This window comes from Achromobacter sp. 10T422 (assembly GCF_056394065.1).
The window spans coordinates 22,263-46,410 of record NZ_JBFTHD010000002.1; the positions used below are offsets into that span (position 1 = coordinate 22,263).

The window sequence follows — 24,148 nt, forward strand, 5'->3', positions numbered from 1 at the left end:
CAACTCTCAACCGACCTCACCGATGCTAGACCCGATACTGCTGCGCAAAGACCTGCAAACCGTCGTAGACCGCCTCAAGAGCCGTGGCGTGTCCTTCGACACGGAACGGTTCAACGACCTGGAGTCTCGCCGCAAGGCCGTCCAGACCGAGACCGAGTCCCTGCAAGCCCGCCGCAACGCGCTGGCCAAGCAGATCGGTCAGTTGAAGGCCAAGGGCGAAGACGCCAGCGCCGTCATGGCGGAATCCCAAGCCGTGCCGGTCCGCCTGAAGCAGCTGGAAGAAGAGCTGGCCGCCTTGCAGGCGCCGCTGAATGAGCTGCTGATGTGGGTGCCGAACCTGCCGCACGCCAGCGTGCCGCTGGGCGAGTCCGCCGACGACAACGTCGAAGTGCGCCGCTGGCTGCCGGGTGAAGCCGGCGCCGATGGCAACCCGCCGCCCCTGGCGTTCGACGCCCGTGACCACGTCGCTATCGGCGAGCCGCTGGGCCTGGACTTCGACATGGCGGCCAAGCTGTCGGGCGCGCGCTTCTCGTTCATGCGCGGCCCCATCGCCCGCCTGCACCGCGCGCTGTCCCAGTTCATGCTGGACTTGCAAACGGGCACGCACGGCTACACCGAGTGCTACACGCCTTACATCGTCAACGCGTCCACCCTGTACGGCACGGGCCAGCTGCCCAAGTTCAAGGACGACATGTTCGCCGTGTCCAAGGGCGGTGGCGACGACGATCCCAAGGTGGATGCCGCAGGCAACCCCTACGTGCGCGAAGACCAATACCTGATCTCCACGTCGGAAATCACCTTGACCAGCGTGGCGCGCGACACCATCCAGGCCGCCGCCGACCTGCCGCTGAAACTCACCGCGCATACGCCGTGCTTCCGTTCTGAGGCGGGCAGCGGCGGCCGCGACACGCGCGGCATGATCCGCCAGCATCAGTTCGACAAGGTCGAAATGGTGCAGATCACGCAGCCCGAGCAATCGTACGAAGCGCTGGAAGACATGGTCGGCCACGCGGAACGCGTGCTGCAGCTGCTGGGCCTGCCGTACCGCGTGGTGCTGCTGTGCACGGGTGACATGGGCTTTGGTTCGGCCAAGACCTATGACCTGGAAGTGTGGCTGCCGGCCCAAAACACGTGGCGCGAAATTTCGTCGGTGTCCAACTGCGAAACCTTCCAGGCCCGCCGCATGCAGGCGCGCTTCCGCAATGCCCAGGGCAAGCCGGAGTTCGTGCACACGCTCAACGGTTCGGGCCTGGCCGTGGGCCGTGCGCTGGTGGCGGTGCTGGAAAACCACCAGCAAGCTGACGGCAGCGTGCTGATCCCCGACGCCTTGCAGCCTTACATGGGCGGTCTGACGGTGCTGAAGCCGTAAAGAAAAGCGTTCTGTATATCGCGTCTATCGGCCATTTGGCGGATAAGAAAACGGAGCCTCCGGGCTCCGTTTTTTTTTATCATGTCGACATATTCTTGTCGTTTTTGCTATTTAAGATCTCGGGGTGAGTGCTTGATTTTGATGTGAGCAATTGTGTATTTCTAATAAAAGGGCCGGATAGTTGCGGCACAATACACCCGCGTTCTACACGCTTCATTCACTTATATAACAAGGAGTTGTCCATGACTTCAAGAATGATTGGAGATTTTCGTGTGAGATGCTCTGTCGCTCGTGAGGACGAACAGGGCTACCGCGTGCAGATATGGACCCGCCGAGTGGGCGGAACCGCACCGGAAAAATGCTGGACTGTGCCGGGACAGGCGCCGTTCTCAGACTTGCACGAAGCAGAACAGGAAAGCCGTCAATTGTTCCAAGATATCAATGGTGTGCGTTTCAACGGTGAACCGGAGTTTGCTCATGCGTCCGCATAATGGCTGGTGGCGGGCGTCCAGTGCGCCTCGTCGATGGATCGATCTTGTTCAAGAATCGCCGCGTTGGGCCGATAACAAGGCCAACCCGGTATCGCAGACGCCTGCTGTCATGGCTGGCAAACCTGTGCAGGCCCCTGCGGCCTGAATCCCTTCCAACGGGGCACCGGACATTGTCCCGGCGGAAAAAAAGGCCACTCTTTCGAGTGGCCTTTGCTTTTGGCCGCGGCTTTTACACCGCGGTTAAGTTGACGCGTTCAGCGGCGCCAGTCACCACGGCCGTCGCCATGTCCGTGCCCATGTCCGCGGTAGTAGCCGGGGCCCGGGCCGTAGTAGCGCGGGGGCGGGCCGCCGCGCCAGTGGGGGCCGCCGCGGTAATAGACCGGGGCGGGGTAAACCACCGGGGGCGCCACGTACACGGGAGCCGGGCGGTAATAGACGGGCGGGGGCGGCGCCACGTAGACCGGGGCGGGGGCGACATACACCGGCGCCGGATACACCACACCGGGTACGCCAATGGAAATCCCCACATCCACACGAGCCAAGGCCACGCTTGAGATCAGCAGACCTGCGGCACCTGCACCAGCGATAAGCCATTTTTTCATGTTGCACCTGCCTGCTGCGCGACACAGCAAAGTTGAGTATTCGACGCCTCTATTTTCGGGCTTTTCCGCCCGCTTTTCGTAAGCGCCACTTCCTCAATCGCGACAATCCGCAACCGTCCCCGTGTTCGAATTCGCTTGGGTGTTGCACTGCGGGGTAGTGCGTCCGCTCTGGTAAACCCGGACTTGAAATCGATTGAAATCGAGTGGAATGAGATGAAGTTAATAGGGGGCGTTACACGCCGTCACCATCCGCGGGCGGTGTGAGGCGCATCCGCCACGTCAGTCGCCATGCGTGCGGCGGAACTCCACCACCCATACCCACGGATTTGCCGCCCAAGCGTGCGCGCCGTAGCGTTCGCACCACGTCAACGCAAACGCCGTTTGAAGTGGCACGCCAGGCAGCAGCGCAGAGGATTCATACAGCGCTTGTGTGCCTTCGGCGCGCGCATCCGCTTCGGTCAGGTTCTGCAAGCGCTGGATGCGCACACCGACGACAAGCGCGGTGGCGAATGGCGTGCCGGCTTCGTCCGTCAAGACAATGCTCTCGCCGGACTTGCCGTACGGACATCGCACCCAGCTTGAGGTCTTACGGAGTTCAGTGGGGTTGTCGCGGTTGGGGCCCATGGCGACCCATCTGCCGGAATCGGCAGCGTCCGCATACCAGACCGTGGTCGGCTTGGTTGGCTGTGGCTTCACGATGCGGCGGCTTTGCACCTTTGAGCCGTTTAAAACGGCTTGTTTAAGCGGCTCGCTGAATTGAAGTGACTGCCTTTTCATGCGCTCGCTATTCTCCTCTCGATGAACGGCACCGCGTTGGTCGCTGAGGTGCCGAAATCGATGCGTGACAACTGCACCAGCTATTTCAGCCTAGGAGCAGGCAGTATGACTTGTCGGGTTCACGATGTCAGGCACGGTTTGTATTTGTGTTGTCTTTTTGTACAAAGCATCGATGTTTGTATACTCAGGGAATGAACACAGACCTGCACAATCTCAAGCCCGGTTACTACTGGTACACCATGGCCAACGACCCGCTGGCCGTCATCCACATCCATGAAGACGGTGGCGCTTCGCTCATGGGTTCGGACTATCGCATCGGCGCCGAAGGCGTGGCCGATATGGTCCGCCAAGGCGAACGCTTCTTCTGGATCGAACCCCCGCAAGTTTGAAGCCGCAAGGCCTCTCACGGCCGGCCCGCGTGGCCGGCCGCTTGCGTTTGTCCCGGACTCACCATGACTGATCTGTTGCTGAAGAATGTCCGCGTGTCCCCAAGCGATGCCGTGGATGTGTTGGTGCGCGGTGGCCGCATTGCGCAAATCGGCCCGCAGATTTCTGCGACGCCCGACACTCTGACGGAAGACGGCGGCGGGGCGTTGCTGCTTCCCGGTCTGGTGGAAGGGCACACCCATCTGGACAAGACCAACTGGGAATCGCCCTGGTACGTGAACGAGGTGGGTTCGGCGCTGACCGACCGCATCGACAACGAACGCGCCTGGCGCGCCAGCACCGGGCATGACGCAGCCAGCCACGCGCGTGCGCTGGCGCTGGCTTTCCTGCGCGAAGGCACCACCCGCATCCGCAGCCATGTCGACGTGGACACCGACGCCGGCCTGCGCCATCTGCATGGCGTTCACGCCACACGCGCCGAACTGGCGGGCCGCGTGGAAATTCAAACGGTGGCGTTTCCGCAATCGGGTTTGCTCATCCGTCCTGGCACGGCCGAGTTGCTCGATCAGGCGCTGGCGGATGGCGCCGATGTGCTGGGCGGGCTGGACCCCTCCGCCATTGATCGTGATCCGGCGCGGTCGCTGGATGTGCTGTTTGGCCTGGCCGACAAGCATGGCAAGCCCGTGGATATCCACTTGCACGAGCCCGGCGAATTGGGCGCATTCACGCTGGACCTGACGCTGGACCGCGTGGCGGCCTTGGGCATGAACGGCAAGGTAGTCATCAGCCACGCGTTCTGTCTGGGCGGCGTGGACGCCAAGCGACTGGACGGATTGCTGAAGCGGCTGGCCGCGCTGGACGTGGCCGTGCTGACCACCGCGCCGCCGTCCCGCCCCGTGCCGGCCGTGCGCGCCTGTCGCGAAGCGGGCGTCACGATCTTCGGCGGCAACGACGGCATTCGCGATACCTGGACGCCCTACGGCAGCCCCGACATGCTGGCGCGCGCCATGATGATCGGGCTGCGCAACGATTTGCGGCGTGACGATGAAGTCGAATGGGCCTTTGATTGCGTCACCGGCGCCGCCGCGCGCGCCTGTGGCTTTGCCGACTACGGCCTGACGATGGGCGCACGCGCCGACCTGGTGCTGGTCGACGCCAGCTGCGTGGCCGAAGCCGTTGTCACGCGCAAGCCTCGCCGCCTGGTGGTTTCAGGCGGCGTTGTCGTGGCGCGCAACGGGCAGGACGCCATCGCCTAAGGGCGGGACAGGCCGAGCTGCGACTCGGTCAACTCCACAAACGCCCGCATCAATTCCGAACGCACGCCGGCGCGCAGCCAGATGGCGCCGACGGTGCGCACGGGGCAGGGCGCTGGCAACGGCCAGCGCTTGACGCGCGCCATCGCCTCGCCGGTTGTCGCCCAGTCTGGCAGCAGCGCCACCCCCAATCCTTCCGCCACCAGCTTGGCGATGGAATCGATGCCATCCAGTTCAAACCGCACGTGCGGCCGCAGATTGCGCGCCCGCAGATAATCGTCGGCCATCTTGCCGCCGACCACGCTGCGGTCGTAGCAGATGTAGGGCTCGCGCGCGAGGATCGCCAGCGGATCGCGCACCGTCATGTCGGCAGGCGTGACCAGCACCAGCGGTTCGTGACGCAGGTCGCGCCAGTCGCAGGTCTTGGGCAGCGTAAACAGCGGATGCACCAGCAGCGCGCCATCCAGTTCGCCCGACAGCACCTTGCTGTACAGCAGCGTCGTGGGCGCGGGTTCGATATAGATTTCGATGTGGGGATGGCGCGCCACCCACGTGCGCAGCACGGGCGGCATGACGCCCGTCAGCGCCGTGGGCGTGGCGCCCAGCCGCAGCGGTCCGGCGGGCAGCTCGGTGTCGCTGGCGGCCGAGCGCAAGTCGCGCACATCGCGCAGGATGTGGCGCGCCCGTTCCAGGATGCGGATGCCGGCTGGCGTGGGTTTGACGGTGCGCCCGGATCGGGCGATCAGCGCGCTGCCCACGTCCGCCTCCAGTGCGCGCAAGCGCTGCTGAACGGTGGCGGGCGTCAGCCCCTGGTGCCGGGCGGCCTGGGCGATGGAACCCAGCTCCACCACATGCACATAGGTTTGCAGAAAGCGCGAGTCCACGACGGCGAGCCTTTTGGGAAGATGGATTTTTCGTATTCTAAAGATGGATGACGATAATTGTTGTTTTCTTTGGCGGCGGGAAGAATACGTCCAGAGCGAGTAGCCCGCCGCACGTCGCGCCGGCGCCGCCTTCAGCATCTTCCCGCTACCAAGGAGCCCACCGTGCCCATCATTGAATCTATCGACGTCTGCGCCGCCGCCGTCCCCCTGGACAAAGTCACCTCGTTTTCCAACCGTACGGTGTCCACGCGCCACTACGGCCTGGTGAAAGTCCGTTCCACCGACGGCGTCGAAGGCATCGGCTTTTGCTATGTGGGCAGCGCAGGCGGGGCCATCTTCGAAGCGGCCGTGCAAAGCCTGCTGGGCCCTGTGCTGCTGGGCAAGGACTCGCATGCCGTCGAAGGGCTGTGGCAGTCCATGTATCAAGAGGCGCTTCTGCAAGGCCGCCAAGGCACGGTGATGCGCGCGCTGAGTGCGCTGGACATCGCGCTGTGGGACTTGAACGCCAAGACGGCAAACCTGCCGCTGCACAAATTCCTGGGCGCGGTGGAACTGGAAACCGTGCCGGCCTACGCCAGCGGCGGCTATTACCTGGATGGCAAGACCCCGCAGCATCTGGGCGAGGAAATGGCCAGCTATGTGGACAAGGGTTTTCGCGCCGTCAAGATGAAGACGGGCCGCCTGTCGCCGCGCGAGGAAGAGGCGCGTCTGAAGGCCGCGCGCGAGGCCGTTGGCCCGGACGTTGAATTGATGATGGATTGCAATAACGCCTGGGAGGACGTCACGCAGGCCATGCAATACATCCGCCGCTTTGAACAGTACGAGCCGTACTTCATCGAAGAACCCTTTGGCCCGGACGATATCGACAGCCACGCCAAGCTGGCGCGCCTGACGCACTTGCCGATCGCCACCGCCGAAATTGGCTATGGCCGCTGGTATCACAAGGAATTGCTGGACAAGGGCGCGGCCGGCATCTTACAAACGGACGCGGCTGTGTGCGGCGGCATCACCGAGTGGAAGCGCATTGCCGCCACCGCCGCCAGCTACGGCGTGGTGGTGTGCCCGCACTGGTTCCACGACGTGCATGCACCGCTGGTCGCGGCGACGCCAAACGCGCGCTACGTGGAATTCTTCTGGGACGACCAGGTGCTGAATTTCCGCAAGCTGGTTGATCGCCAACTGACGCACAAGCAAGGCCGCGTAGTACTGCATCAAGACCCGGGCCTGGGCTTTGGCTTCGATGAGCGCATGGTTGAACGCTACGGCAAGTGGACGCGTGTTGCCCGTTAAGGGCGGTGTGGCTTTCTTATTCAAGCGTAGGTAAAGGAGGGCGGCATCCCGGCCGCGTCAGATGGCCGGATGCCGCAGAAGCAGACATTGCTTCCATAACCAGCCGCCGTCCACGGACGCCGGCGCGAGGAGACAAGCATGCAACGCAGGCAATTCATGACCGGCGCCGCAGCGCTGGGCGTAGGACTCGTCCTGCCCATCGCGGCGCGGGCGCAGCAGGACCTGCCGTCTGGGCCGGTGAAGATCGTGGTGGGGTTTCCGGCGGGCGGCGGCACGGACGTGCTGGCGCGCCTGCTCGGGCAGAAGCTGGGCGTCATGTGGAACATTCCCGTCATCGTGGAAAATCGCGCGGGCGCGGCGGGCATCATTGCGGCCGAGCAGGTGGCCCGCCAGCCCAACGATGGCAACACGCTGTTGATGGCGCATGTGAATAGCCACGGCATCGCGCCGGGCTTGCAACCCAAGCTGGCGTACGCGGTGGACCGCGATTTCTCGCCCATCGCGCTGGTGGGCAAGACGCCCACCATCCTGATCGGCGGCGCGTCGCAGCCCGCCAAGACCTTGCCTGATCTGGTCAAGCTGTGCCGCGCCCAGCCCGGCAAGATCGTGTTCGGGTCGGCGGGGGCGGGGTCGGCTCAGCACCTGGCGCTTGAAATCTTCAAGGCGCGCGCTGGCATTGACGTGCTGCACGTGCCGTACAAAGGGTCGGCGCCGTTGATGAACGATCTGCTGGGCGGCCACGTGCAGTACTGCTTTGAAGGCATGACCACGGCCACGCCCTTGCTGCAATCGGGCAAGGTGATTGCGTTGGCCCAAACGCTGCAACAGCGTTCCAAAAGCCAGCCGAATGTGCCGACCGTGGCCGAGCAGGGCTACCCCGGTTTCGAGGCCAGCATTTGGTTTGGCATGGTGGGGCCAAGCAAGATGCCGGCCCCCATGGTTCAGCGCATGAACCGCGACATCGACCAGGTGCTGGCCATGGCGGATGTGCAGGAAAAGCTGGCGCAGGTGGGGGCGGAAGACGGCGGCGGCAGCGTGCAGCGCTTTGCCGACTTCATGTCGCAGGAACAGCAGAAGTACGCCAAGACCATCAAAGACGCGAAGATCGTCGTCGAAAGCTGACGCCCGAATGCGCCGCGGCGGGCAGATCAGCCTGCCTGAGCGTCCCCGTCCGGTTCCACCCAGCCCGCCATCGCCGAGATCGAGCGGGCTTTTTCACGCAGCAAGCGGGCGGTGCCGGATTCCAGTTCATCGTCAATCGCGCCTACCGGCCCCATCAGCGTGATGGCCGCGGTCATCTCGCCCAGCATGTCGAAGATGGGCGCGGATAGCGACGTGAAGTGCGGCAGCAGCGCGTGGCGGCAGCGGCTGATGTGGTGCTTTTGCACTTCATCGCGTATCGCCTGCACGTCTTTCAGCGTGTAGGAATTGCCCGGCGCGCCGCCGTGGCTTTCAGGCTGGGATGACGATAGCTCTTGCTCGAGCAGATCACGGGTCAGCGCATCGGGCAGGTGCGCCAGGAAATTGCGGCCCAGGGCGGACGACAGCAGCGGCATCACCGTGCCCACGCGCAATTCCAGCAGGGGGCGGCTGCGGCTGCCTTCCACGCGGTAGACGATCGTCGGGCCCTTGTTGCCCCACACGCCCAGGAACACCGTGTGTCCGGTAACGGCGGCGACTTCGGCCATGATGGGCCGCGCGGTCGTGAAGACGTCGAATTGCTCCAGCGCCGCCAAACCCAGCCGCAGGGCGTAGGGGCCCAAGCCGTAATGGCCGGTGTCGGCATGCTGCTGCACCACGCCCACCTTCTGGAAGCTCACCAGGTAGTAGTGCACGTTGGGCACCGTCAATTCACAGGCGTCGGCGATTTCCTTCAAGGGCATCGGCCGGCCGGTCTTGCGGATCACGTCCAGAATCCGGAACCCCACCTCAATCGACTGGATGCCTCTGCGCGCAGCGGCTGGCGCCTTGTCCGTGTTCTTTTCAACCTTGCCGGCGGGCCTTGCCATCACTGCCTCCACTGTGTGTTTGGCGGCAGTGTAGCAGCGGCTCGGGCGCGTTCCCGCAGGCGGTCGCCGCCGTTTTCCGGGTTTCCCCCAGCTTTGTGCTGCCTGGTTTTAAGTTTGATAATAGTTAATGCGTACAGCAGTATCAATTAAAAACACCAGGGGAAAGCAAGCATGGAAGCAAACATCGCAATGCCGCAGGCCGGGGCCGGGCCAACGCTAAGCCGCAAAGAAGAACGCCAGGTCGTCGTGGCGTCGACGCTGGGCACCTTGTTCGAGTGGTATGACTTTTTCATCTACGGGACACTGGCGGTCTTCATGAGCCAGGTGCTGTTTCCGCAGGACAATCCCACGGTTGCGCTGCTGGCCGCCTTGGGCGCGCTGGCGGTGGGCTTCATCATCCGGCCGCTGGGCGCGGTGATGTTTGGCTATCTGGGCGACAAGTGGGGCCGCAAGTACACCTTCCTGATCACGGTGGTGATGATGGGCGGCGCCACGGTGTTGATCGGCTGCCTGCCCACCTATGAGTCGGCGGGCCACCTGTCGTGGATTCTGTTGCTGACGCTGCGGGTGGTGCAGGGCCTTGCGGTGGGCGGCGAATACGGCGGCGCCGTGATCTATGTGGCCGAACACTGCGAGCCCAAGCGCCGCGGGCTGCTGACGGGCTGGATTCAGATCACGTCATCCGCCGGGCTGATCCTGTCGCTGATCGTCATCCTGTGCACGCAGGCGTCCATGAGCGCCGACGATTTCCGCCAGTGGGGCTGGCGCCTGCCGTTCATTCTGTCGATCGTGATGCTGGCCATTTCGATCTACGTGCGCGCCAAGCTGCATGAATCGCCCGTCTTCACGCGGATGAAGCAGCAGAACCGCCTGTCGAAGAATCCCATCAAGGAAACGTTTGGCCAGTGGTCCAGCCTGCGCTTGGTGTTGCTGGCGTTGATTGGCGTGACGGCCGGCCAGGGCGCCACCTACTTCACCGGCCAGTTCTACGTGATGATCTTCCTGCAGCAAGCCGTGCAGATCGACCAGACCAGCGTCTACACGCTGATCCTGATCGGCTTCATCATCGGCGCGCCGACCTTCGTGCTGTTTGGCTGGCTGTCTGACCGCATCGGCCGCAAGTGGATCATGATGGCGGGCCTGTTCATCGCCGCCATCGGGTATCACTCGATGTTCGACGTGCTGCTCAAGGCCGGCAACCCGGCGTTGGCGCAAGCTATGCAAAGCACGCCGGTGCGCGTGCATGCCGACACCAGCGGCGGCGCGTGCGACTTCGGTTTGCAAGCCGCCATGATCGGCAGCCATGCCGACCATAAGAAGGTGTGCGTGCAGGCCAAGAAATTCCTGGTCGGCAAGGGCATCAACTTTGAATACGCAGCACCCCTGCCGGGGCAGGACATCGCGATGAGCGTGGGCGGCGTCACCGTCAACGGTTTCGACCGCGCCGGCTACGCCAAGGCATTGACCGCCGCTGGCTACCCCGACCGCGCCGACCCCGCCCGCGTTGACCGCGCCACCATCATCCTGATCCTGGTGCTGATGACGGCGGTGGTCGCCATGGTTTACGGCCCGGTCGCGTCCTATCTGGTCGAGCTGTTCCCGGCGCGCATCCGTTACACCGCGCTATCCTTCCCGTACCACATCGGCGCCGGCATCTTCGGCGGCATCGTGCCCTTTACCGCCACGTACCTGGCGCAAGCCAGCGGCAATATCTTTGGCGGCCTGATGTACCCGGTTGTCGTGATGGTGATCGTAGGCGTCATCGGCAGCCTGTTCCTGCCGAACACCCGCGCCCAAGCCATCGATGAAGACCCCATCCACTAAAACAGCGAGGAGAGACATGTCCGTGCCATCGCAATTCAAGGCTGCCGTCATCCAGGCAGCGTCCATCCCGACCGACAGCGTTGCTTGCGCCCACAAGGCGGCCTCGCTGATCCGCCAGGCGGCGGAGCAGGGCGCCCGGGTGCTGGTGTTCCCCGAGGCCTTTCTGGGCGGCTACCCCAAGGGCAATTCGTTTGGCGCGCCCATCGGCATGCGCAAGCCTGAGGGCCGTGACGCCTTCGCCAGCTACCACGAGCAGGCCATCCGGCTGGACGGCGAGGAAGTCGCCGTGGTGGCGCAGGCCGCGGCCGATACCGGCAGTTTCGTGGTCATGGGCTGCATCGAAGCCGACGGCGGCACGCTGTACTGCACCGTGCTGTACTTCAACGGCGACGCCGGGCTGATCGGCAAGCATCGCAAGCTGATGCCCACCGCAGGCGAACGGCTGATCTGGGGCTTTGGCGACGGCTCGACCATGCCCGTCTTCGACACCCCCTACGGCAAGATCGGCGCCGTCATCTGCTGGGAAAACTACATGCCCATGCTGCGCATGTATATGTACAGCCAGGGCGTGGCGCTCTATTGCGCGCCCACCGCAGACGACCGCGATAGCTGGATTCCCAGCATGCGCCACATCGCGCTGGAAGGCCGCTGCTATGTGCTGACCGCTTGCCAGCATCTGCGCCGCAACGCGTATCCGGAAGACTTCGAATGCGCGCTAGGCGATGCGCCCGACACCGTGCTGATGCGCGGCGGCAGCGCCATCATCGACCCCTTGGGCGAAGTGCTGGCCGGCCCGGATTTTTCGGACGAAACCATCTTGTACGCCGACATCAACCCCAACCAGATCCTGCGCGGCAAGTACGACTTTGACGTGTCGGGCCACTACGCGCGGCCGGACGTGTTCCAGCTTCAGGTCGACACCCGCGAGAAGCGGGCCGTCTCCGCCATCGGCGCGGGCGGCCAGCAGGAGCCTTGAGCCATGCATTTTGATTTCAGCGCCTTGCCTTCGCAGACGGTCTACAAGCTGTTGACCTCGACCGTCACCCCCCGCCCGATCGCGTGGGTCACCACGATTTCGGGCGACGGGTGCGTCAACGCGGCGCCGTTCAGCTTCTTCAACGTGATGGGCCATGAGCCGCCCACGGTGGCCATCGGCCTGATGCGCCGCGCCAATGGCGACTTGAAGGACACCAGCGCCAACATCATCGAGAACGGCGAGTTCGTGGTGAACCTGGTGCCTGAATCGCTGATGCAGCAAATGAACCAGACCTGCGCCGACTACCCGCCGGGCGTCGACGAGCTGGCCAAGGCCGGGTTGACCGGGTTGCCGGCGGCGCATGTGCGTCCGCCGTTGATCCAGGGCAGCCCGGTGTCGCTGGAATGCGTCAGTCAGGCCACGATCGTGACCGGCCCGCATCAAGTCGTGGTCATTGGCCGGGTGTTGGGCGCGCATGTGGACGACGCTTTTGTGCAGGACGCCGAACGCGGTTACGTGAAAACCGCCGAGATGGGGCTGGTTGCCCGCATGCACGGCAGCGGCTGGTATGCACGCAGTACAGACTTGTTCCAGCTTGCGCGGCCAACGGTCGCGGACTGAAACCCGAGGCGGCCGTGATGGCCGCTTTTTTTTCGCCTTCGCATTGGCCGCAGGGCCGGTTACGCAAACGCGGGAGCTTGTGCCAAAACACTCCCCATTTCGCCCATTGCCGGTCAAATCCGGGCTGCTAGCATTTCCCGGACCGTTGAGAGAATCCTCGAATCCGACTTCTCCGGCGGCGCTTTTTTGACACAACGAACACCAATATTTTGGGGGCGGATCATCCAGGGGCTTACGGGCGTCTGGCTTGCAGGGGGCGGCGGCTTTTGTCCGGCGCTCTCGCAACTGCCGAAGCCCGCATTCAAGCGCCTGGTTGGATGCTGGAGGCAGTATGAAGAATATGAAGCTTGGAACCCGTCTTGCGGGTGGCTTTTCCGTCTTGCTCGCCATGATCATCATCATGAGCATCGTCGGGCTGGTCAGCCTGGCGAACATCAACGACTCGGTGGAAACCGTGACGCAGCGGTCGCTGATCAAGGAACGCCTGATCAGCGATTGGGCGCGCAACATCCAGACCGGCGTCACCCGAACCACCGCCATCGCCAAAAGCGCCGATGCCAGCCTGGCCGGCTTCTTCACCGAAGAGGCGGCGGCATCCACGAAAAATTCCTCGGCATTGCAGCAGAAGATTGAACCGCTGATCGAGTCCGACGAAGAAAAGCAATTGTGGGAAGGCATCCGCAAATCCCGCGGCGACTACCTGCGCACGCGCGACGCCATCTTCAAGGCCAAGCAGGACGGCGATGTGGACGCCGCCAACCGGGTCTTCACGCAGGAATTTTTGCCCGCCACGCGTCAGTTCATTGATCAGATCACCAAGCTGACCAACTTGCAGCGCGCGGAAATCGACGCGAGCGCGGCGGATATCCAAAGCGCTTATGGCGTGGCGAATTTCTGGATGATCGCGATTGGGTCCATCGCGCTGGTCAGCGGCCTGCTGCTGGCCATTCTGTTGACCCGCAGCATCACCCGGCCCTTGTCCGACGCGGTGCGTGTCGCCCGAACCGTGGCGGCTAATGACCTGACCAGCACGATCACCGTGCGCTCGCGCGACGAGATCGGCCAGCTGATGCAGGCGCTGGAATCCATGAACGCCAACCTGGCCGGCACGGTCGCCAGCATCCGCACGGGCGTGGACAGCATGGCGTCCGCCTCGGGTGAGATCGCGGCGGGCAATACTGATTTGTCCTCGCGCACCGAACAGCAGGCAGCGTCGCTGGAAGAGACCGCGGCGTCGATGGAGCAGCTCTCGGCCACGGTGAAGCAAAACGCCGACAGCGCGCGCCAGGCCAACCAGTTGGCTGCGGCCGCGTCCGACACCGCTTCCCGTGGAGGCGCCACCGTGTCTGAAGTCGTCAGCACGATGAGCGCAATATCTTCCAGCTCGGTCAAGATATCCGACATCGTGTCGGTGATCGACGGCATCGCCTTCCAGACCAACATCCTGGCGCTGAACGCCGCCGTTGAAGCCGCCCGCGCAGGCGAACAAGGCAAGGGCTTCGCCGTCGTCGCCGCTGAAGTCCGCACGCTTGCGCAACGCAGCGCGCAAGCGGCCAAGGAAATCAAGACGCTGATCGAAGATACGGTGCAGAAGATCAGCCAGGGCTCCGTCAGCGCCGAACGCGCCGGCACGACGATGCAGGAAATCGTCAGCTCGGTGCAGCGCGTAACCGACATCATGGGCGAAATCGCCGCCGCGTCCGCCGAGCAAGCTGACGGCATCGAACAGGTGAACCGCGCAGTGTCGCAGATGGATGAAGTCACGCAACAGAACGCCGCGCTGGTCGAAGAAGCCGCGGCCGCCGCCGGGTCGATGCAGGATCAGGCAGCAGAACTGACGCGCGCGGTCAGTGCGTTCAAGTTGCCGGGGGCTGTGCGGGTGACGGCCGGTGTTGGCGCCGTGCGCGCCGTGCCTGTGGCGGCATCTACGCGCCAGCTCGCAAGCTATTAATGATCTAGGCCCAGACCCAGACCGTTCTGGTGGCGTTCGTTCGTGGACGCCACCGGTGGCGCGTACCCATCGCTGAACACATCTGGCAGCACAAAGAAAAAAGCCCCTGATTTCTCAGGGGCTTCGTTCTTGAATACTGGCGGAGAGGGTGGGATTCGAACCCACGGTACGGGGATACCGTACGCCTGATTTCGAGTCAGGTACATTCGACCACTCTGCCACCTCTCCGTGGCTGGGTTCCAAAACGGTGTTGTCTCTTGGTGTTGCTAAAGAGGCTTCACGGAAAGATCCCTGGTCGGAAGGATCTTCGTTGTTGGAGCAGCGAAGCCCGCAATTCTACAGGAATTTTTTCGCTTGTGTAAAGGGGGTGCGAAAAAATCTTCACAAGGGCTTATCCCGATCTTCCGGCGGCGTGGATCTTTGCCCAGAATCGCGTCCATGGACCTGATCCTTATCCTTCTGCTTGCCGCGGTGCTTTGCGTGCCCATCACCCAGCGCCTGGGGCTGGGCGCCATCCCCGGCTATCTGATTGCGGGGGTGCTGATCGGGCCGTCCTGCCTGAAGCTCGTGACCAATGTCGACACCATGATCGACGTCTCGCAGTGGGGCGTGGTGATGATGCTGTTCATCATCGGGCTGGAGTTGTCGCCCAAACGCTTGTGGGCCATGCGCAGCGAGGTCTTTCTGCTGGGATCTTTGCAGATGCTTGTCTGCGGTCTGTTGCTTGGGCTGGTCTTTGGCGCGGCGCTGCGCCACATAGCGGGGATGGAATGGCAGGCGGCGGTGCTGTGCGGGCTGTCGCTGGCCTTGTCGTCCACGGCGGTGGCGTTACGGCTGTTGGACGAACGCACCCTGACTCGAACGCCGCTGGGCCGTTCGGCGCTGGGAGTCTTGCTGTTCCAGGACATAGCGGCGATTCCGATGCTGGTGGCCGCTGGCCTGCTGGGCTCGGACGGCACATCCGCGCCGTCGTTCAAGGAAGCGCTGATCGCCGTGGCGGTGGTGGCGTTGGCTTATCAATTGCGGTTGCTGGGCTGGGCCGCCAAGGCGCAGCTGAATGAACTGTTCACTGCGGCCGCCTTGCTGATGGTGGTGGGGGCGGCGCAGTTGTTTGACTATGCCGGGCTGTCGGCGGGCCTGGGCGGTTTTCTGGTGGGCGTGCTGATGGCCGAATCCCGCTATCGGCACGATCTGGAAAAAGCCATCGAGCCTTTCAAAGGCTTGCTGCTGGGCCTGTTCTTCCTGGCCATCGGCATGTCGATCAATTTGAAGGTCGTGGCCGATCACTGGTCGTTCATCATTGCCGGCGTCACCGCTTTGCTGGTCGTGAAAGCGCTGGTGCTGTACGGGTTCGCGCGCGCGCTGGGCCTGCCGCGCTATCACCGCCTGTTGTTCGCCATGGTGCTGGCGCAAGGCGGCGAGTTCAGCTTCGCCATCTTCAACGAAGCCTGGGACAACCATCTGGTGAACATCGAGCAGCGCGATGTGTTGTCGGTCGTGGTGGCGGTGTCGATGGGCGTGGTGCCAGTGCTGATCAAGCTGTTGGAGCGTGTGCCCGAACGGCTGGGCGGCATGGCGGACCTGCCCGCGGCAGAACCTGCGGCAGAACCTGCGGCAGAACCTGCGGCAGAGCCCGCGGCAGAGCCCGCAGCAGACCCCGTGACCCCGCCTTTGGTCGAACCCTCGGCCGAGCTCGTGGCCGCTCCCATCGATGCCGGTAGGCCGCCTGCGTCCACCGCCCAAGACAAGCCTCCCGTTTGACCCCGCGCCGCGTGGGGGCATGGCATGATTGCCGTCTTGCCGGGCGGCTACACTTGAACCCGCTTTGCTTCCCGCCTACCTGCCAGATCACAGGAGAATGCTCATGCTCAAAGGAAAAGTCGCCCTTGTCACCGGTTCCACCAGCGGCATCGGTCTGGGTATCGCCACGGCCTTCGCCCAACAAGGCGCCGATATCGTCTTGAACGGTTTTGGCGATGCGGCCGAGATCGAAAAAGTGCGCGCAGGCTTGGCCGACAAGCATGGCGTGAAGGTGATCTACGATGGCGCCGACCTGTCCAAAGGCGCCGCCGTGCGCGAGCTGGTCGAGAACACCGTGCGCCAGATGGGCCGCATCGACATCCTGGTCAACAACGCCGGCATTCAGCACACCGCGCTGATCGAAGACTTTCCCGCCGAGAAGTGGGACGCCATTCTGGCGCTGAACCTGTCGGCCGTGTTCCACGGCACCGCCGCCGCCTTGCCGCACATGAAGCAGCAGGGTTTCGGCCGCATCATCAATATCGCGTCGGCGCACGGCCTGGTGGCGTCTGCCAACAAGTCGGCCTATGTGGCGGCCAAGCATGGCGTGGTGGGCTTCACCAAGGTGACGGCGCTGGAAACGGCCGGCCAGGGCATTACCGCCAATTCGATCTGCCCGGGCTGGGTTCGCACCCCGCTGGTGGAAAAGCAGATTACCGCGCTGGCGGAAAAGAATGGTGTTGATCAGGAAACCGCCGCGCGCGACCTGCTCAGCGAGAAACAGCCGTCGCTGCAATTCGTGACGCCGGAACAACTGGGCGGCACCGCCGTGTTCCTGGCCTCGGATGCGGCGGCGCAAATCACTGGAACGTCCGTCTCCGTCGATGGCGGCTGGACGGCGCGTTAATAAAGGAATCCCCGAATGTTGTTGTTGCTTTCTCCCGCCAAGAAGCTGGACTACGACTCGCCGCTGCACATCGAGACGCACACCCAGCCGCTGTTTGTGGATCAGGCTGCCGGCCTGATCAAGGTGCTGAAGACCAAGACCGCGGAAGATATTTCCGGCCTGATGAGCCTGAGCCCGGCGTTGTCCGAGCTGAACGTGCAGCGCTACGCGCACTGGAAGCGCACGTTCACGCAGACCAATTCGCGCCAGGCCGTGCTGGCCTTCAATGGTGATGTGTACGAAGGGCTGGACGCGTCCACCTTGTCGGCCAAGCAGCTGGAATGGGCGCAAGAACACGTGGCCATCCTCAGCGGCTTGTACGGCGTGCTGCGCCCGCTGGACTTGATGCAACCGTATCGCCTGGAAATGGGCACGCGGCTGGAAACGCCCAAGGGCAAGAACCTGTACGAGTACTGGGGGTCGACCATCGCCGCCTACCTGAACGAGCGTCAGGAAGGCAAGAAGTCTCCGGTCATCGTCAACCTGGCGTCGGAAGAGTATTTCAAGTCGGTCGACCTGAAGACGCTGAAGGCGCGCGTGGTGCAGTGCGTGTTCCAGGATTGGAAGAACGGCGCGTGGAAGATCATCAGCTTTCACGCCAAGCGCGCGCGCGGCCTGATGGCCCGCTATGCCATTCAGCACAAGGTTGCGAAGCCCGAAGGCTTGCAAGGCTTTGATCTGGAAGGCTATGCGTACGACGCGTCGGCGTCGACGGAAGACAAGCTGGTGTTCCGCCGGAAATTGGCCGATTGATGGGGGGATGGGTTCAGCGCGGATTGCGTGCGCTTTACCCAACCTACGCATTAACGCGCGCTTGACTCGTCCTGCGTGCGTTGATGCTCTCGCTTTACGCGGTGGCGGCAACCGGCGGCGCGTGCGTCGGGTCAGCCAGCGCTTGCAGTTCCTGGCGGATCATGTGTGACGCCTTCAACATCTGTTTCAGCGGATAGGCCAGCGCGGCTTGTTCGCCTTCCGTGTCGAATTGCGTGGGCAGCGTCGTGGCGATCTGCGGGCGTTTTTCGTCCAGCAGATCGACCATGCCATTCAGGGCCAGCTGCACGGCTTCGGGCGTCTTGGGCAACGCCGCCAGGATGGGAATTGCCGCTGTGATCTGCGAGGCCAGCACGTGGTTCTGGATCAGCAGGTTGTTCAGCTCCGGCACGCTCAGCTGGTGCGACTTCGGTTCGCTCATCATCCGGTAGAACGCTTCGGCAAAGTTGCTAAACGCAATGTGCACGTTCTTGCGCGCCAGGCGCCATGCCAAGTCGGCGTCAATGACGGCAGGCACATCAGAAGCCGGCCCCGTCGTGGCCACCCCGTTTGATTGCATCGCTTCCACATAGCGCAGGCCGGCCAGCAGGTATTCGCGATTGGCGCGCGTGGCGGCAGCCGCCAGCGGCTTCAGATAGCGCGCCTCCCACCACGGCAGGATGTAGCTGCAAACAAGCGCCAGCGCGCAGCCCAGCAGCGTGTCGATGGCGCGTTCGCCAATCACCGCCATGGACACCGTGCCGGGCGACACGAAGTGGAACACCAGCACCACGAACAGCGTGTTGAAAATGGCGCTGGCCATGTAGTTCAGCTGCACCAGGCTGTTGCCCATGACGCACGCGCCCAAGAGCACGGCGAACAGGATTTCGGGCCGGTCGGTTACGTTGAACAGCAGCAGCGCGCAGATGCAGCCGATCAGCGTGCCCCCCAGACGCCAGCCATTGCGTTGCCGCGTCAGCGCAAAGCCGGGCTTCATGATGATGACGATGGTCAGCATGATCCAGTAGTTGTGCGCGGAAAATTCCGGCGACAGCCAGCGGCTGGCCAGGGTCATGGCAATGGCGGCCGCTGCCGTTACCCGCAGCGCATAGCGGAAGTGCGGGGAGTCCAGCCGCAGGTTGCTGGTCAAGAGACCAAAGCGGAATTCCTGGCGCGAGATGAATCGCGTCAAGGACTTGTTGATGCGCAGGGCGTCCGTGGGCTTGGCGTCCGGGGAAGCCGCGGTGTGGTCCGCCAGGCGGTCGACGATGCGGGCCGAATTGCGCAGACGGCGCAGCACCTGGATGATCAGCGCCAGCATTTCGGGTTCGCGTTCGCCCAGCCCTTGCTGCTTGAGCTGTTCGATTTCGTATTCGATGGCGCGCAGTTCGGCCTTGGCGCTGCTGCGGTATTGCACCTGCCGGCCGCGCGACACATCCAGCGCGATGCGGTTCAGTTCCAGCGACATCTTCACCAGCGCGTCGCGCATGAACATCAGGCAGTCGTTGCCGGCCAGCGTGCGGCGCAAGGTGGCGTAGTCGGTATGTGTGGCGACCAGCGTGTCCAGCAGCTGAAGCATGTCGACGAACATGTTCCAGATCATCACGCGCTGGCGGTCGCCCAGGCCTTTGCCGCGGGGCAGGGCGCGCAGCACCATGTCGCGCGCGGCCTGGTGCTTTTCCGTCATGACGGATTGGCGCTGGATCAGCGTGCGGTAGGCTTCGTCCAGGTCAGACGTTTCATCGTAGAAGGCGGCGCGGGCGGCAACGTAATCGGCCGTGGCGAACAGCGCCACCGACATGGCTTGCTGCTCTTCGCGCAGCCAGAACAGGCGCGAAAAGCCCAGGCTGAAGACCACGTAGAACAGGGCGCCGCCCAAGGTGGCGGCGGCGTGCGCCAGAACTTCGTGCGGTTCCAGTGGCGAATGCATCGTCAAGGTCATCAGCAGCAGGCCGGCAAAGCCGATCAGCCCGCCGCGTTTGCCGAACACCGTGAACATTGAATAGACAAAGCACTGCGCAATGACCACCAGCCAGATCAGGACGGGATGCGTGGACGCCAACCCCGTGATGATGACAGTGATGGTTCCCAGCGCCGCGCCGCCCAGCATTTCGTTGGTGCGATGGCGCTGTGGCCCGCCCGGCTGGTCGATGATGGCCAGGCACTGCGCGCCGAAGGTGGCGACCAGGCCCGTCGTGTAGTTGCCAAAGAGGCCGCCCAGCACCAGCACGGGCAAAAGCATGCCGACCCCCTGGCGCACCCCTCCGAAGAAGTAGTGGCTGTAGAGGAAACGGCGAATGCTGGCAATGCGCAAATCCATGGGGCGGGGCCTAATTCTCGCGATGCGGCAAGTATATAGATGCGCCCTGCGCTTCGGGCCTTTCCCGGCTGGCAAAGCACGCCCAAACGGCGGGAAGCCAGGGAGTATTTGGATTTGGGGGCAGATGGCTGCCGGACTGTCTCTGATGGCCGTCTGCGTCGCCCATGCAACGGTCCGGAAACACCGATTTGCTACCTTTGACGCAACGCGGTAAATTCCATCTCTTGCGTCGGTCTGCCTATCCGATACCGGCGCGTTGAGGCAAGTTGGTCAGGGTCACCTCCCAGCCATCCTGCCGCAGTGATACCTGCTGTTGGCCGCGCCACAAGCGTGTGTTGCCAAAGCTTCCATTTCGACCTCCAGCGTCCCCAAGGGGCGTTTGCACTGCGTTCTGTCGAGCGTGTGCCGGGTCGGCAAGGTGTCCGGGTGGCGTGGCTCCGTGAGCCGCTAAGCGCCGGATCATGTTGTCGTAGCCGGTATGGGTTCCGTTGCCGCCGTATCCGGGCGAGCAACAGTCAGGGTTGCAGGGCCGGTACTGAAAGGAAATACAACATGGAAATGAATGGCGCCGATATCGTCGTGCGCTGCCTGGCCGATGAGGGCGTGGAACACGTTTTCGGCTATCCCGGCGGCGCAGTGCTTTACATCTACGACGCGATMTTCAAGCAAGACAAATTTCAGCATATCCTGGTTCGTCACGAGCAAGCCGCCGTGCACGCCGCCGATGCCTATTCGCGCTCGTCGCAAAAGGTTGGCGTMTGCCTCGTGACCAGCGGCCCGGGCGTGACCAATGCCGTCACCGGCATCGCCACCGCCTATATGGATTCCATCCCCATGGTCATCATCAGCGGGCAAGTGCCCACTGCGGCCATCGGCGAGGACGCCTTCCAGGAATGCGACACCGTCGGCATCACGCGTCCCTGCGTCAAGCACAACTTCCTGGTGCGTGACGTCAAGGACCTGGCCGAAACCATGCGCCGCGCGTTCTATATTGCGCGCACGGGCCGTCCCGGCCCGGTGCTGGTGGATATCCCCAAAGACATCACCGTCGCGCAGTGCAAGTACACGCCGCCCAAGGGCGAGATCTCGATGCGTTCCTACGCGCCCGTCAACAAGGGCCACCAGGGGCAAATCAAGAAAGCCGTGCAGATGCTGCTGGCCGCCGAGCGGCCGATGATCTACACGGGCGGCGGGGTCATCCTGTCGAACGCCGCGCCCGAGCTCAACAAGCTTGTGTCGCAGTTGGGCGCGCCGTGCACCAGCACCCTGATGGGTCTGGGCGGCTACCCGGCCAGCAGCGGCCAGTTCGTGGGCATGCCCGGCATGCACGGCACGTACGAAGCCAATATGGCAATGCAGCACTGCGACGTGCTGCTGGCCATTGGCGCCCGTTTCGATGACCGCGTGATTGGCAACCCCAAGCACTTCGCCCAGAACGCCCGCAAGATCATCCATATTGATATTGACCCGTCGTCGATCTCCAAGCGCGTGCGCGTGGACGTCCCGATCGTGGGCAACGTCAAGGATGTGCTGGCCGACCTGTCCGCCCAATATGAAGTGGCGGCCGCCGAGCACAAGCCCGCGTCCATCATCAAGTGGTGGGAGCAGGTCGAGACTTGGCGTGGCAAGGAATGCCTGAAGTTCGCCAACTCGGACGAAGTCATCAAGCCGCAGTACGTGGTGGAAAAGCTCTGGGAAGTGACGGGCGGCGACGCCTTCGTCACGTCCGACGTGGGCCAGCACCAGATGTGGGCGGCCCAGTACTACAAGTTCGACAAGCCGCGCCGCTGGATCAACTCCGGCGGCCTGGGCACCATGGGTGTGGGGCTGCCGTACGCGATGGGCGTGCAGATGGCCAACCCGGGACACGACGTTGCCGTTATCACCGGCGAAGCGTCGATCCAGATGAACATCCAGGAATTGTCGACCTGCCATCAATACCGCCTGACGCCGAAGATCGTCTGCCTGAACAACCGTTTTCTGGGCATGGTCCGGCAATGGCAGCAGATCGATTACGGCTCGCGCTATTCCGAGTCCTACATGGATTCGCTGCCCGACTTCGTCAAGGTGGCCGAGGCCTATGGCCACGTGGGTCTGCGCATCGAGCGTCCGGCGGATGTCGAACCCGCGCTGCGCGAAGCCTTTGGCAAGCACAAGGAACGCCTGGTCTTCCTGGACTTCATCACCGACCGCACGGAAAACGTGTGGCCGATGGTCAAGGCTGGCCGCGGGCTGACCGAAATGCTGCTTGGCTCTGAAGACCTGTAAGGAGGCCACCATGAAGCACGTGATTTCCGTCCTCCTCGAGAACGAACCCGGCGCGCTGTCGCGCGTGGTGGGGCTGTTTTCCGCGCGGGGCTACAACATTGAAACCCTGACCGTGGCGCCCACCGAGGACTCCACGCTGTCGCGCATGACGATCGTGACGACCGGTTCCGATGAGGTCATCGAACAGATCACCAAGCACCTGAACCGCCTGGTGGATGTCGTTAAAGTGGTGGACCTGACCGAAGGCGCCCACATTGAGCGCGAGCTGATGCTCGTGAAGGTGCGCGCCGTTGGCAAGGAACGCGAAGAGATGAAGCGCATGGCGGACATTTTCCGCGGCCGCATCATCGACGTGACCGACAAGTCCTACACCATCGAATTGACCGGGGTGCAGGAAAAAGTACAGGCCTTCCTGGAGGCCCTGGACCGCAGTGCCATCCTTGAAACCGTACGCACCGGCGTGTCCGGCATCGGACGCGGTGAACGGATTTTGAAGATTTGACCGGCCTTCCAGGCCAAGCCGCACCCTACATCTGAATTAATCGAATATCCAAAATACTGGAATCTGGAGCACAACCATGAAAGTTTTCTACGACAAAGACTGCGATCTGTCCCTCATCAAAGGCAAGACCGTTGCCATCATCGGCTACGGTTCGCAAGGTCACGCCCACGCGCTGAACCTGCATGAGTCGGGCGTGAAGGTCATCGTCGGCCTGCGCAAGGGCGGCGCTTCGTGGAACAAGGCCGCCAACGCCGGCCTGGAAGTCAAGGAAGTGGCTGAAGCCGTCAAGTCCGCCGACATCGTCATGATGTTGCTGCCCGACGAAAACATCGCTTCGGTCTACAACAACGAAGTGCACGCCAACATCAAGGCTGGCGCTGCCCTGGCTTTCGCTCACGGCTTCAACGTCCACTACGGCCAGGTCGTGCCGCGTGAAGACATCGACGTCATCATGATTGCCCCGAAGGCCCCGGGCCACACGGTGCGCAACACGTACAAGCAAGGTGGCGGCGTGCCCCACCTGGTGGCCGTGTACCAAGACAAGTCGGGCGCCGCGCGTGACGTGGCCCTGTCGTACGCCAGCGCCAACGGCGGCGGCCGTGCCGGCATCATCGAAACCAACTTCCGCGAAGAAACCGAAACCGACCTGTTCGGCGAACAAGCCGTGCTGTGCGGCGGTACCGTCGAACTGATCAAGGCCGGTTTCGACACGCTGGTGGAAGCCGGCTACGCGCCCGAAATGGCGTACTTCGAATGCCTGCACGAACTGAAGCTGATCGTCGACCTGATCTATGAAGGCGGCATCGCCAACATGAACTACTCGATCTCGAACAACGCTGAGTTCGGCGAGTACGAAACGGGCCCGAAGATCGTCACGGACGAAACCCGCAAGGCCATGCGCCAGTGCCTGACGGACATCCAGACCGGCGAATACGCCAAGAAGTTCATCCTGGAAAACACCGCCGGCGCCCCGACGCTGACCTCGCGCCGCCGCATCAACGCGGAATCGCAGATCGAGCAAGTGGGCGGCAAGCTGCGCGCCATGATGCCCTGGATCGCCGCTAACAAGCTGGTGGACAAGTCCAAGAACTGATCGATGCGCCCAGGCGCGGGGCCATGCTCCGCGCCGCGCCGGTCAAAAGCGGCATGCCTGCGAGGGCATGCCGCTTTTTTCTTGGCTTTTTTGCG

Annotated in this window: 21 protein-coding genes and 1 tRNA gene; 16 read left to right on the top strand and 6 right to left on the bottom strand. The window is 63.2% G+C overall.

Features of this window, described 5'->3' with window-relative positions:
* The first annotated feature begins 22 nt into the window (after nt 1-22).
* Together serS and AC1DB0_RS04285 are read left to right on the top strand one after the other, a co-directional pair.
* Nucleotides 23-1,369, top strand: a complete 1,347-nt coding sequence (gene serS, locus AC1DB0_RS04280) for a serine--tRNA ligase (protein WP_476757755.1) — start codon at nt 23-25, stop codon at nt 1,367-1,369.
* Nucleotides 1,370-1,611: 242 nt separating this feature from the next.
* A complete protein-coding gene (locus AC1DB0_RS04285; RefSeq protein ID WP_082387111.1) occupies nt 1,612-1,860 on the top strand; it encodes a hypothetical protein in 249 nt (82 codons plus the stop codon).
* Between the two features lie 254 nt (nt 1,861-2,114).
* On the opposite strand, the gene AC1DB0_RS04290 is transcribed toward AC1DB0_RS04285, so the two are convergent.
* Entirely contained in the window at nt 2,115-2,462 is a 348-nt protein-coding gene (locus AC1DB0_RS04290; RefSeq protein WP_054424354.1) for a virulence factor, read from the bottom strand.
* Between the two features lie 279 nt (nt 2,463-2,741).
* Nucleotides 2,742-3,239, bottom strand: coding sequence for an ASCH domain-containing protein (locus tag AC1DB0_RS04295; protein ID WP_054424352.1), 498 nt, complete (start codon nt 3,237-3,239; stop codon nt 2,742-2,744).
* A 191-nt stretch (nt 3,240-3,430) separates the two neighbouring features.
* Between AC1DB0_RS04295 and AC1DB0_RS04300 the strand changes: the two genes are divergently transcribed.
* Entirely contained in the window at nt 3,431-3,628 is a 198-nt protein-coding gene (locus tag AC1DB0_RS04300) for a hypothetical protein (RefSeq protein WP_054424350.1), read from the top strand.
* 63 nt (nt 3,629-3,691) lie between these two features.
* A complete protein-coding gene (locus AC1DB0_RS04305) occupies nt 3,692-4,882 on the top strand; it encodes an amidohydrolase family protein (RefSeq protein WP_175171673.1) in 1,191 nt (396 codons plus the stop codon).
* On the opposite strand, the gene AC1DB0_RS04310 is transcribed toward AC1DB0_RS04305, so the two are convergent.
* Complete coding sequence (locus AC1DB0_RS04310; protein WP_476757754.1) at nt 4,879-5,763, bottom strand: LysR family transcriptional regulator; 885 nt, start codon at nt 5,761-5,763, stop codon at nt 4,879-4,881. The two genes, AC1DB0_RS04305 and AC1DB0_RS04310, sit on opposite strands and share 4 nt — an antisense overlap.
* A 162-nt stretch (nt 5,764-5,925) precedes the next feature.
* Between AC1DB0_RS04310 and AC1DB0_RS04315 the strand changes: the two genes are divergently transcribed.
* Complete coding sequence (locus AC1DB0_RS04315) at nt 5,926-7,053, top strand: mandelate racemase/muconate lactonizing enzyme family protein (RefSeq protein WP_054424342.1); 1,128 nt, start codon at nt 5,926-5,928, stop codon at nt 7,051-7,053.
* Nucleotides 7,054-7,191: 138 nt separating this feature from the next.
* Entirely contained in the window at nt 7,192-8,175 is a 984-nt protein-coding gene (locus AC1DB0_RS04320; protein WP_175171675.1) for a Bug family tripartite tricarboxylate transporter substrate binding protein, read from the top strand.
* Between the two features lie 26 nt (nt 8,176-8,201).
* Here the strand turns inward: AC1DB0_RS04320 and AC1DB0_RS04325 are convergent, their stop codons facing one another.
* Nucleotides 8,202-9,062 (bottom strand): IclR family transcriptional regulator, encoded by an 861-nt coding sequence (locus AC1DB0_RS04325; protein WP_054424338.1) that lies wholly within the window; start codon nt 9,060-9,062, stop codon nt 8,202-8,204.
* A gap of 171 nt (nt 9,063-9,233) precedes the next feature.
* Here AC1DB0_RS04325 and AC1DB0_RS04330 point away from each other — a divergent pair, with 171 nt between their 5' ends.
* The 4 genes from AC1DB0_RS04330 to AC1DB0_RS04345 all read left to right on the top strand — a co-directional run bounded on the left by AC1DB0_RS04330 (nt 9,234) and on the right by AC1DB0_RS04345 (nt 14,434).
* The gene (locus AC1DB0_RS04330; RefSeq protein ID WP_342066103.1) at nt 9,234-10,886 is read left to right on the top strand and encodes an MFS transporter; all 1,653 of its coding nucleotides are present in this window, start codon (nt 9,234-9,236) and stop codon (nt 10,884-10,886) included.
* Nucleotides 10,887-10,902: 16 nt separating this feature from the next.
* Nucleotides 10,903-11,862: a carbon-nitrogen hydrolase family protein gene (locus tag AC1DB0_RS04335; RefSeq protein WP_175171677.1), complete on the top strand. Its 960-nt coding sequence runs from the start codon at nt 10,903-10,905 to the stop codon at nt 11,860-11,862.
* A 3-nt stretch (nt 11,863-11,865) separates the two neighbouring features.
* The gene (locus AC1DB0_RS04340) at nt 11,866-12,483 is read left to right on the top strand and encodes a flavin reductase family protein (RefSeq protein ID WP_054424331.1); all 618 of its coding nucleotides are present in this window, start codon (nt 11,866-11,868) and stop codon (nt 12,481-12,483) included.
* 331 nt (nt 12,484-12,814) lie between these two features.
* Nucleotides 12,815-14,434: a methyl-accepting chemotaxis protein gene (locus AC1DB0_RS04345; RefSeq protein ID WP_447577206.1), complete on the top strand. Its 1,620-nt coding sequence runs from the start codon at nt 12,815-12,817 to the stop codon at nt 14,432-14,434.
* Nucleotides 14,435-14,571: 137 nt separating this feature from the next.
* On the opposite strand, the gene AC1DB0_RS04350 is transcribed toward AC1DB0_RS04345, so the two are convergent.
* A tRNA-Ser gene (locus tag AC1DB0_RS04350) sits at nt 14,572-14,662 on the bottom strand.
* A gap of 210 nt (nt 14,663-14,872) precedes the next feature.
* On the opposite strand from AC1DB0_RS04350, the gene AC1DB0_RS04355 reads away from it, so the two are divergent.
* From AC1DB0_RS04355 to yaaA, 3 genes are all read left to right on the top strand, one after another.
* Nucleotides 14,873-16,195: a cation:proton antiporter domain-containing protein gene (locus AC1DB0_RS04355; protein ID WP_476757753.1), complete on the top strand. Its 1,323-nt coding sequence runs from the start codon at nt 14,873-14,875 to the stop codon at nt 16,193-16,195.
* A gap of 103 nt (nt 16,196-16,298) precedes the next feature.
* Nucleotides 16,299-17,081: a 3-hydroxybutyrate dehydrogenase gene (locus tag AC1DB0_RS04360; RefSeq protein WP_054424323.1), complete on the top strand. Its 783-nt coding sequence runs from the start codon at nt 16,299-16,301 to the stop codon at nt 17,079-17,081.
* Nucleotides 17,082-17,096: 15 nt separating this feature from the next.
* Nucleotides 17,097-17,873 (top strand): peroxide stress protein YaaA, encoded by a 777-nt coding sequence (gene yaaA, locus AC1DB0_RS04365; protein ID WP_054424321.1) that lies wholly within the window; start codon nt 17,097-17,099, stop codon nt 17,871-17,873.
* A gap of 94 nt (nt 17,874-17,967) precedes the next feature.
* Here the strand turns inward: yaaA and AC1DB0_RS04370 are convergent, their stop codons facing one another.
* On the bottom strand, nt 17,968-20,190 hold the full coding sequence (locus AC1DB0_RS04370) for an FUSC family protein (protein ID WP_054424319.1): 2,223 nt from the start codon (nt 20,188-20,190) through the stop codon (nt 17,968-17,970).
* Between the two features lie 498 nt (nt 20,191-20,688).
* On the opposite strand from AC1DB0_RS04370, the gene AC1DB0_RS04375 reads away from it, so the two are divergent.
* The 3 genes from AC1DB0_RS04375 to ilvC all read left to right on the top strand — a co-directional run bounded on the left by AC1DB0_RS04375 (nt 20,689) and on the right by ilvC (nt 24,053).
* Entirely contained in the window at nt 20,689-22,458 is a 1,770-nt protein-coding gene (locus AC1DB0_RS04375; protein WP_476757920.1) for an acetolactate synthase 3 catalytic subunit, read from the top strand.
* A gap of 10 nt (nt 22,459-22,468) precedes the next feature.
* The gene (ilvN, locus tag AC1DB0_RS04380; protein WP_006223608.1) at nt 22,469-22,960 is read left to right on the top strand and encodes an acetolactate synthase small subunit; all 492 of its coding nucleotides are present in this window, start codon (nt 22,469-22,471) and stop codon (nt 22,958-22,960) included.
* 76 nt (nt 22,961-23,036) lie between these two features.
* Nucleotides 23,037-24,053 carry a ketol-acid reductoisomerase gene (gene ilvC / locus AC1DB0_RS04385; protein WP_054424317.1) on the top strand — a complete coding sequence of 339 codons (1,017 nt, stop codon included), beginning with the start codon at nt 23,037-23,039 and terminating at the stop codon, nt 24,051-24,053.
* The last annotated feature ends 95 nt before the right edge of the window (nt 24,054-24,148 follow it).

What these genes read in the sequence shown, in the direction of transcription:
- serS (WP_476757755.1), top strand. Translation starts at nt 23, where the DNA reads ATGCTAGACCCGATACTGCTGCGCAAAGACCTGCAAACCGTCGTAGAC.
- AC1DB0_RS04285 (WP_082387111.1), top strand. Translation starts at nt 1,612, where the DNA reads ATGACTTCAAGAATGATTGGAGATTTTCGTGTGAGATGCTCTGTCGCT.
- AC1DB0_RS04290 (WP_054424354.1), bottom strand. Translation starts at nt 2,462, where the DNA reads ATGAAAAAATGGCTTATCGCTGGTGCAGGTGCCGCAGGTCTGCTGATC.
- AC1DB0_RS04295 (WP_054424352.1), bottom strand. Translation starts at nt 3,239, where the DNA reads ATGAAAAGGCAGTCACTTCAATTCAGCGAGCCGCTTAAACAAGCCGTT.
- AC1DB0_RS04300 (WP_054424350.1), top strand. Translation starts at nt 3,431, where the DNA reads ATGAACACAGACCTGCACAATCTCAAGCCCGGTTACTACTGGTACACC.
- AC1DB0_RS04305 (WP_175171673.1), top strand. Translation starts at nt 3,692, where the DNA reads ATGACTGATCTGTTGCTGAAGAATGTCCGCGTGTCCCCAAGCGATGCC.
- AC1DB0_RS04320 (WP_175171675.1), top strand. Translation starts at nt 7,192, where the DNA reads ATGCAACGCAGGCAATTCATGACCGGCGCCGCAGCGCTGGGCGTAGGA.
- AC1DB0_RS04325 (WP_054424338.1), bottom strand. Translation starts at nt 9,062, where the DNA reads ATGGCAAGGCCCGCCGGCAAGGTTGAAAAGAACACGGACAAGGCGCCA.
- AC1DB0_RS04330 (WP_342066103.1), top strand. Translation starts at nt 9,234, where the DNA reads ATGGAAGCAAACATCGCAATGCCGCAGGCCGGGGCCGGGCCAACGCTA.
- AC1DB0_RS04335 (WP_175171677.1), top strand. Translation starts at nt 10,903, where the DNA reads ATGTCCGTGCCATCGCAATTCAAGGCTGCCGTCATCCAGGCAGCGTCC.
- AC1DB0_RS04340 (WP_054424331.1), top strand. Translation starts at nt 11,866, where the DNA reads ATGCATTTTGATTTCAGCGCCTTGCCTTCGCAGACGGTCTACAAGCTG.
- AC1DB0_RS04345 (WP_447577206.1), top strand. Translation starts at nt 12,815, where the DNA reads ATGAAGAATATGAAGCTTGGAACCCGTCTTGCGGGTGGCTTTTCCGTC.
- AC1DB0_RS04355 (WP_476757753.1), top strand. Translation starts at nt 14,873, where the DNA reads ATGGACCTGATCCTTATCCTTCTGCTTGCCGCGGTGCTTTGCGTGCCC.
- AC1DB0_RS04360 (WP_054424323.1), top strand. Translation starts at nt 16,299, where the DNA reads ATGCTCAAAGGAAAAGTCGCCCTTGTCACCGGTTCCACCAGCGGCATC.
- yaaA (WP_054424321.1), top strand. Translation starts at nt 17,097, where the DNA reads ATGTTGTTGTTGCTTTCTCCCGCCAAGAAGCTGGACTACGACTCGCCG.
- AC1DB0_RS04370 (WP_054424319.1), bottom strand. Translation starts at nt 20,190, where the DNA reads ATGGATTTGCGCATTGCCAGCATTCGCCGTTTCCTCTACAGCCACTAC.
- ilvN (WP_006223608.1), top strand. Translation starts at nt 22,469, where the DNA reads ATGAAGCACGTGATTTCCGTCCTCCTCGAGAACGAACCCGGCGCGCTG.
- ilvC (WP_054424317.1), top strand. Translation starts at nt 23,037, where the DNA reads ATGAAAGTTTTCTACGACAAAGACTGCGATCTGTCCCTCATCAAAGGC.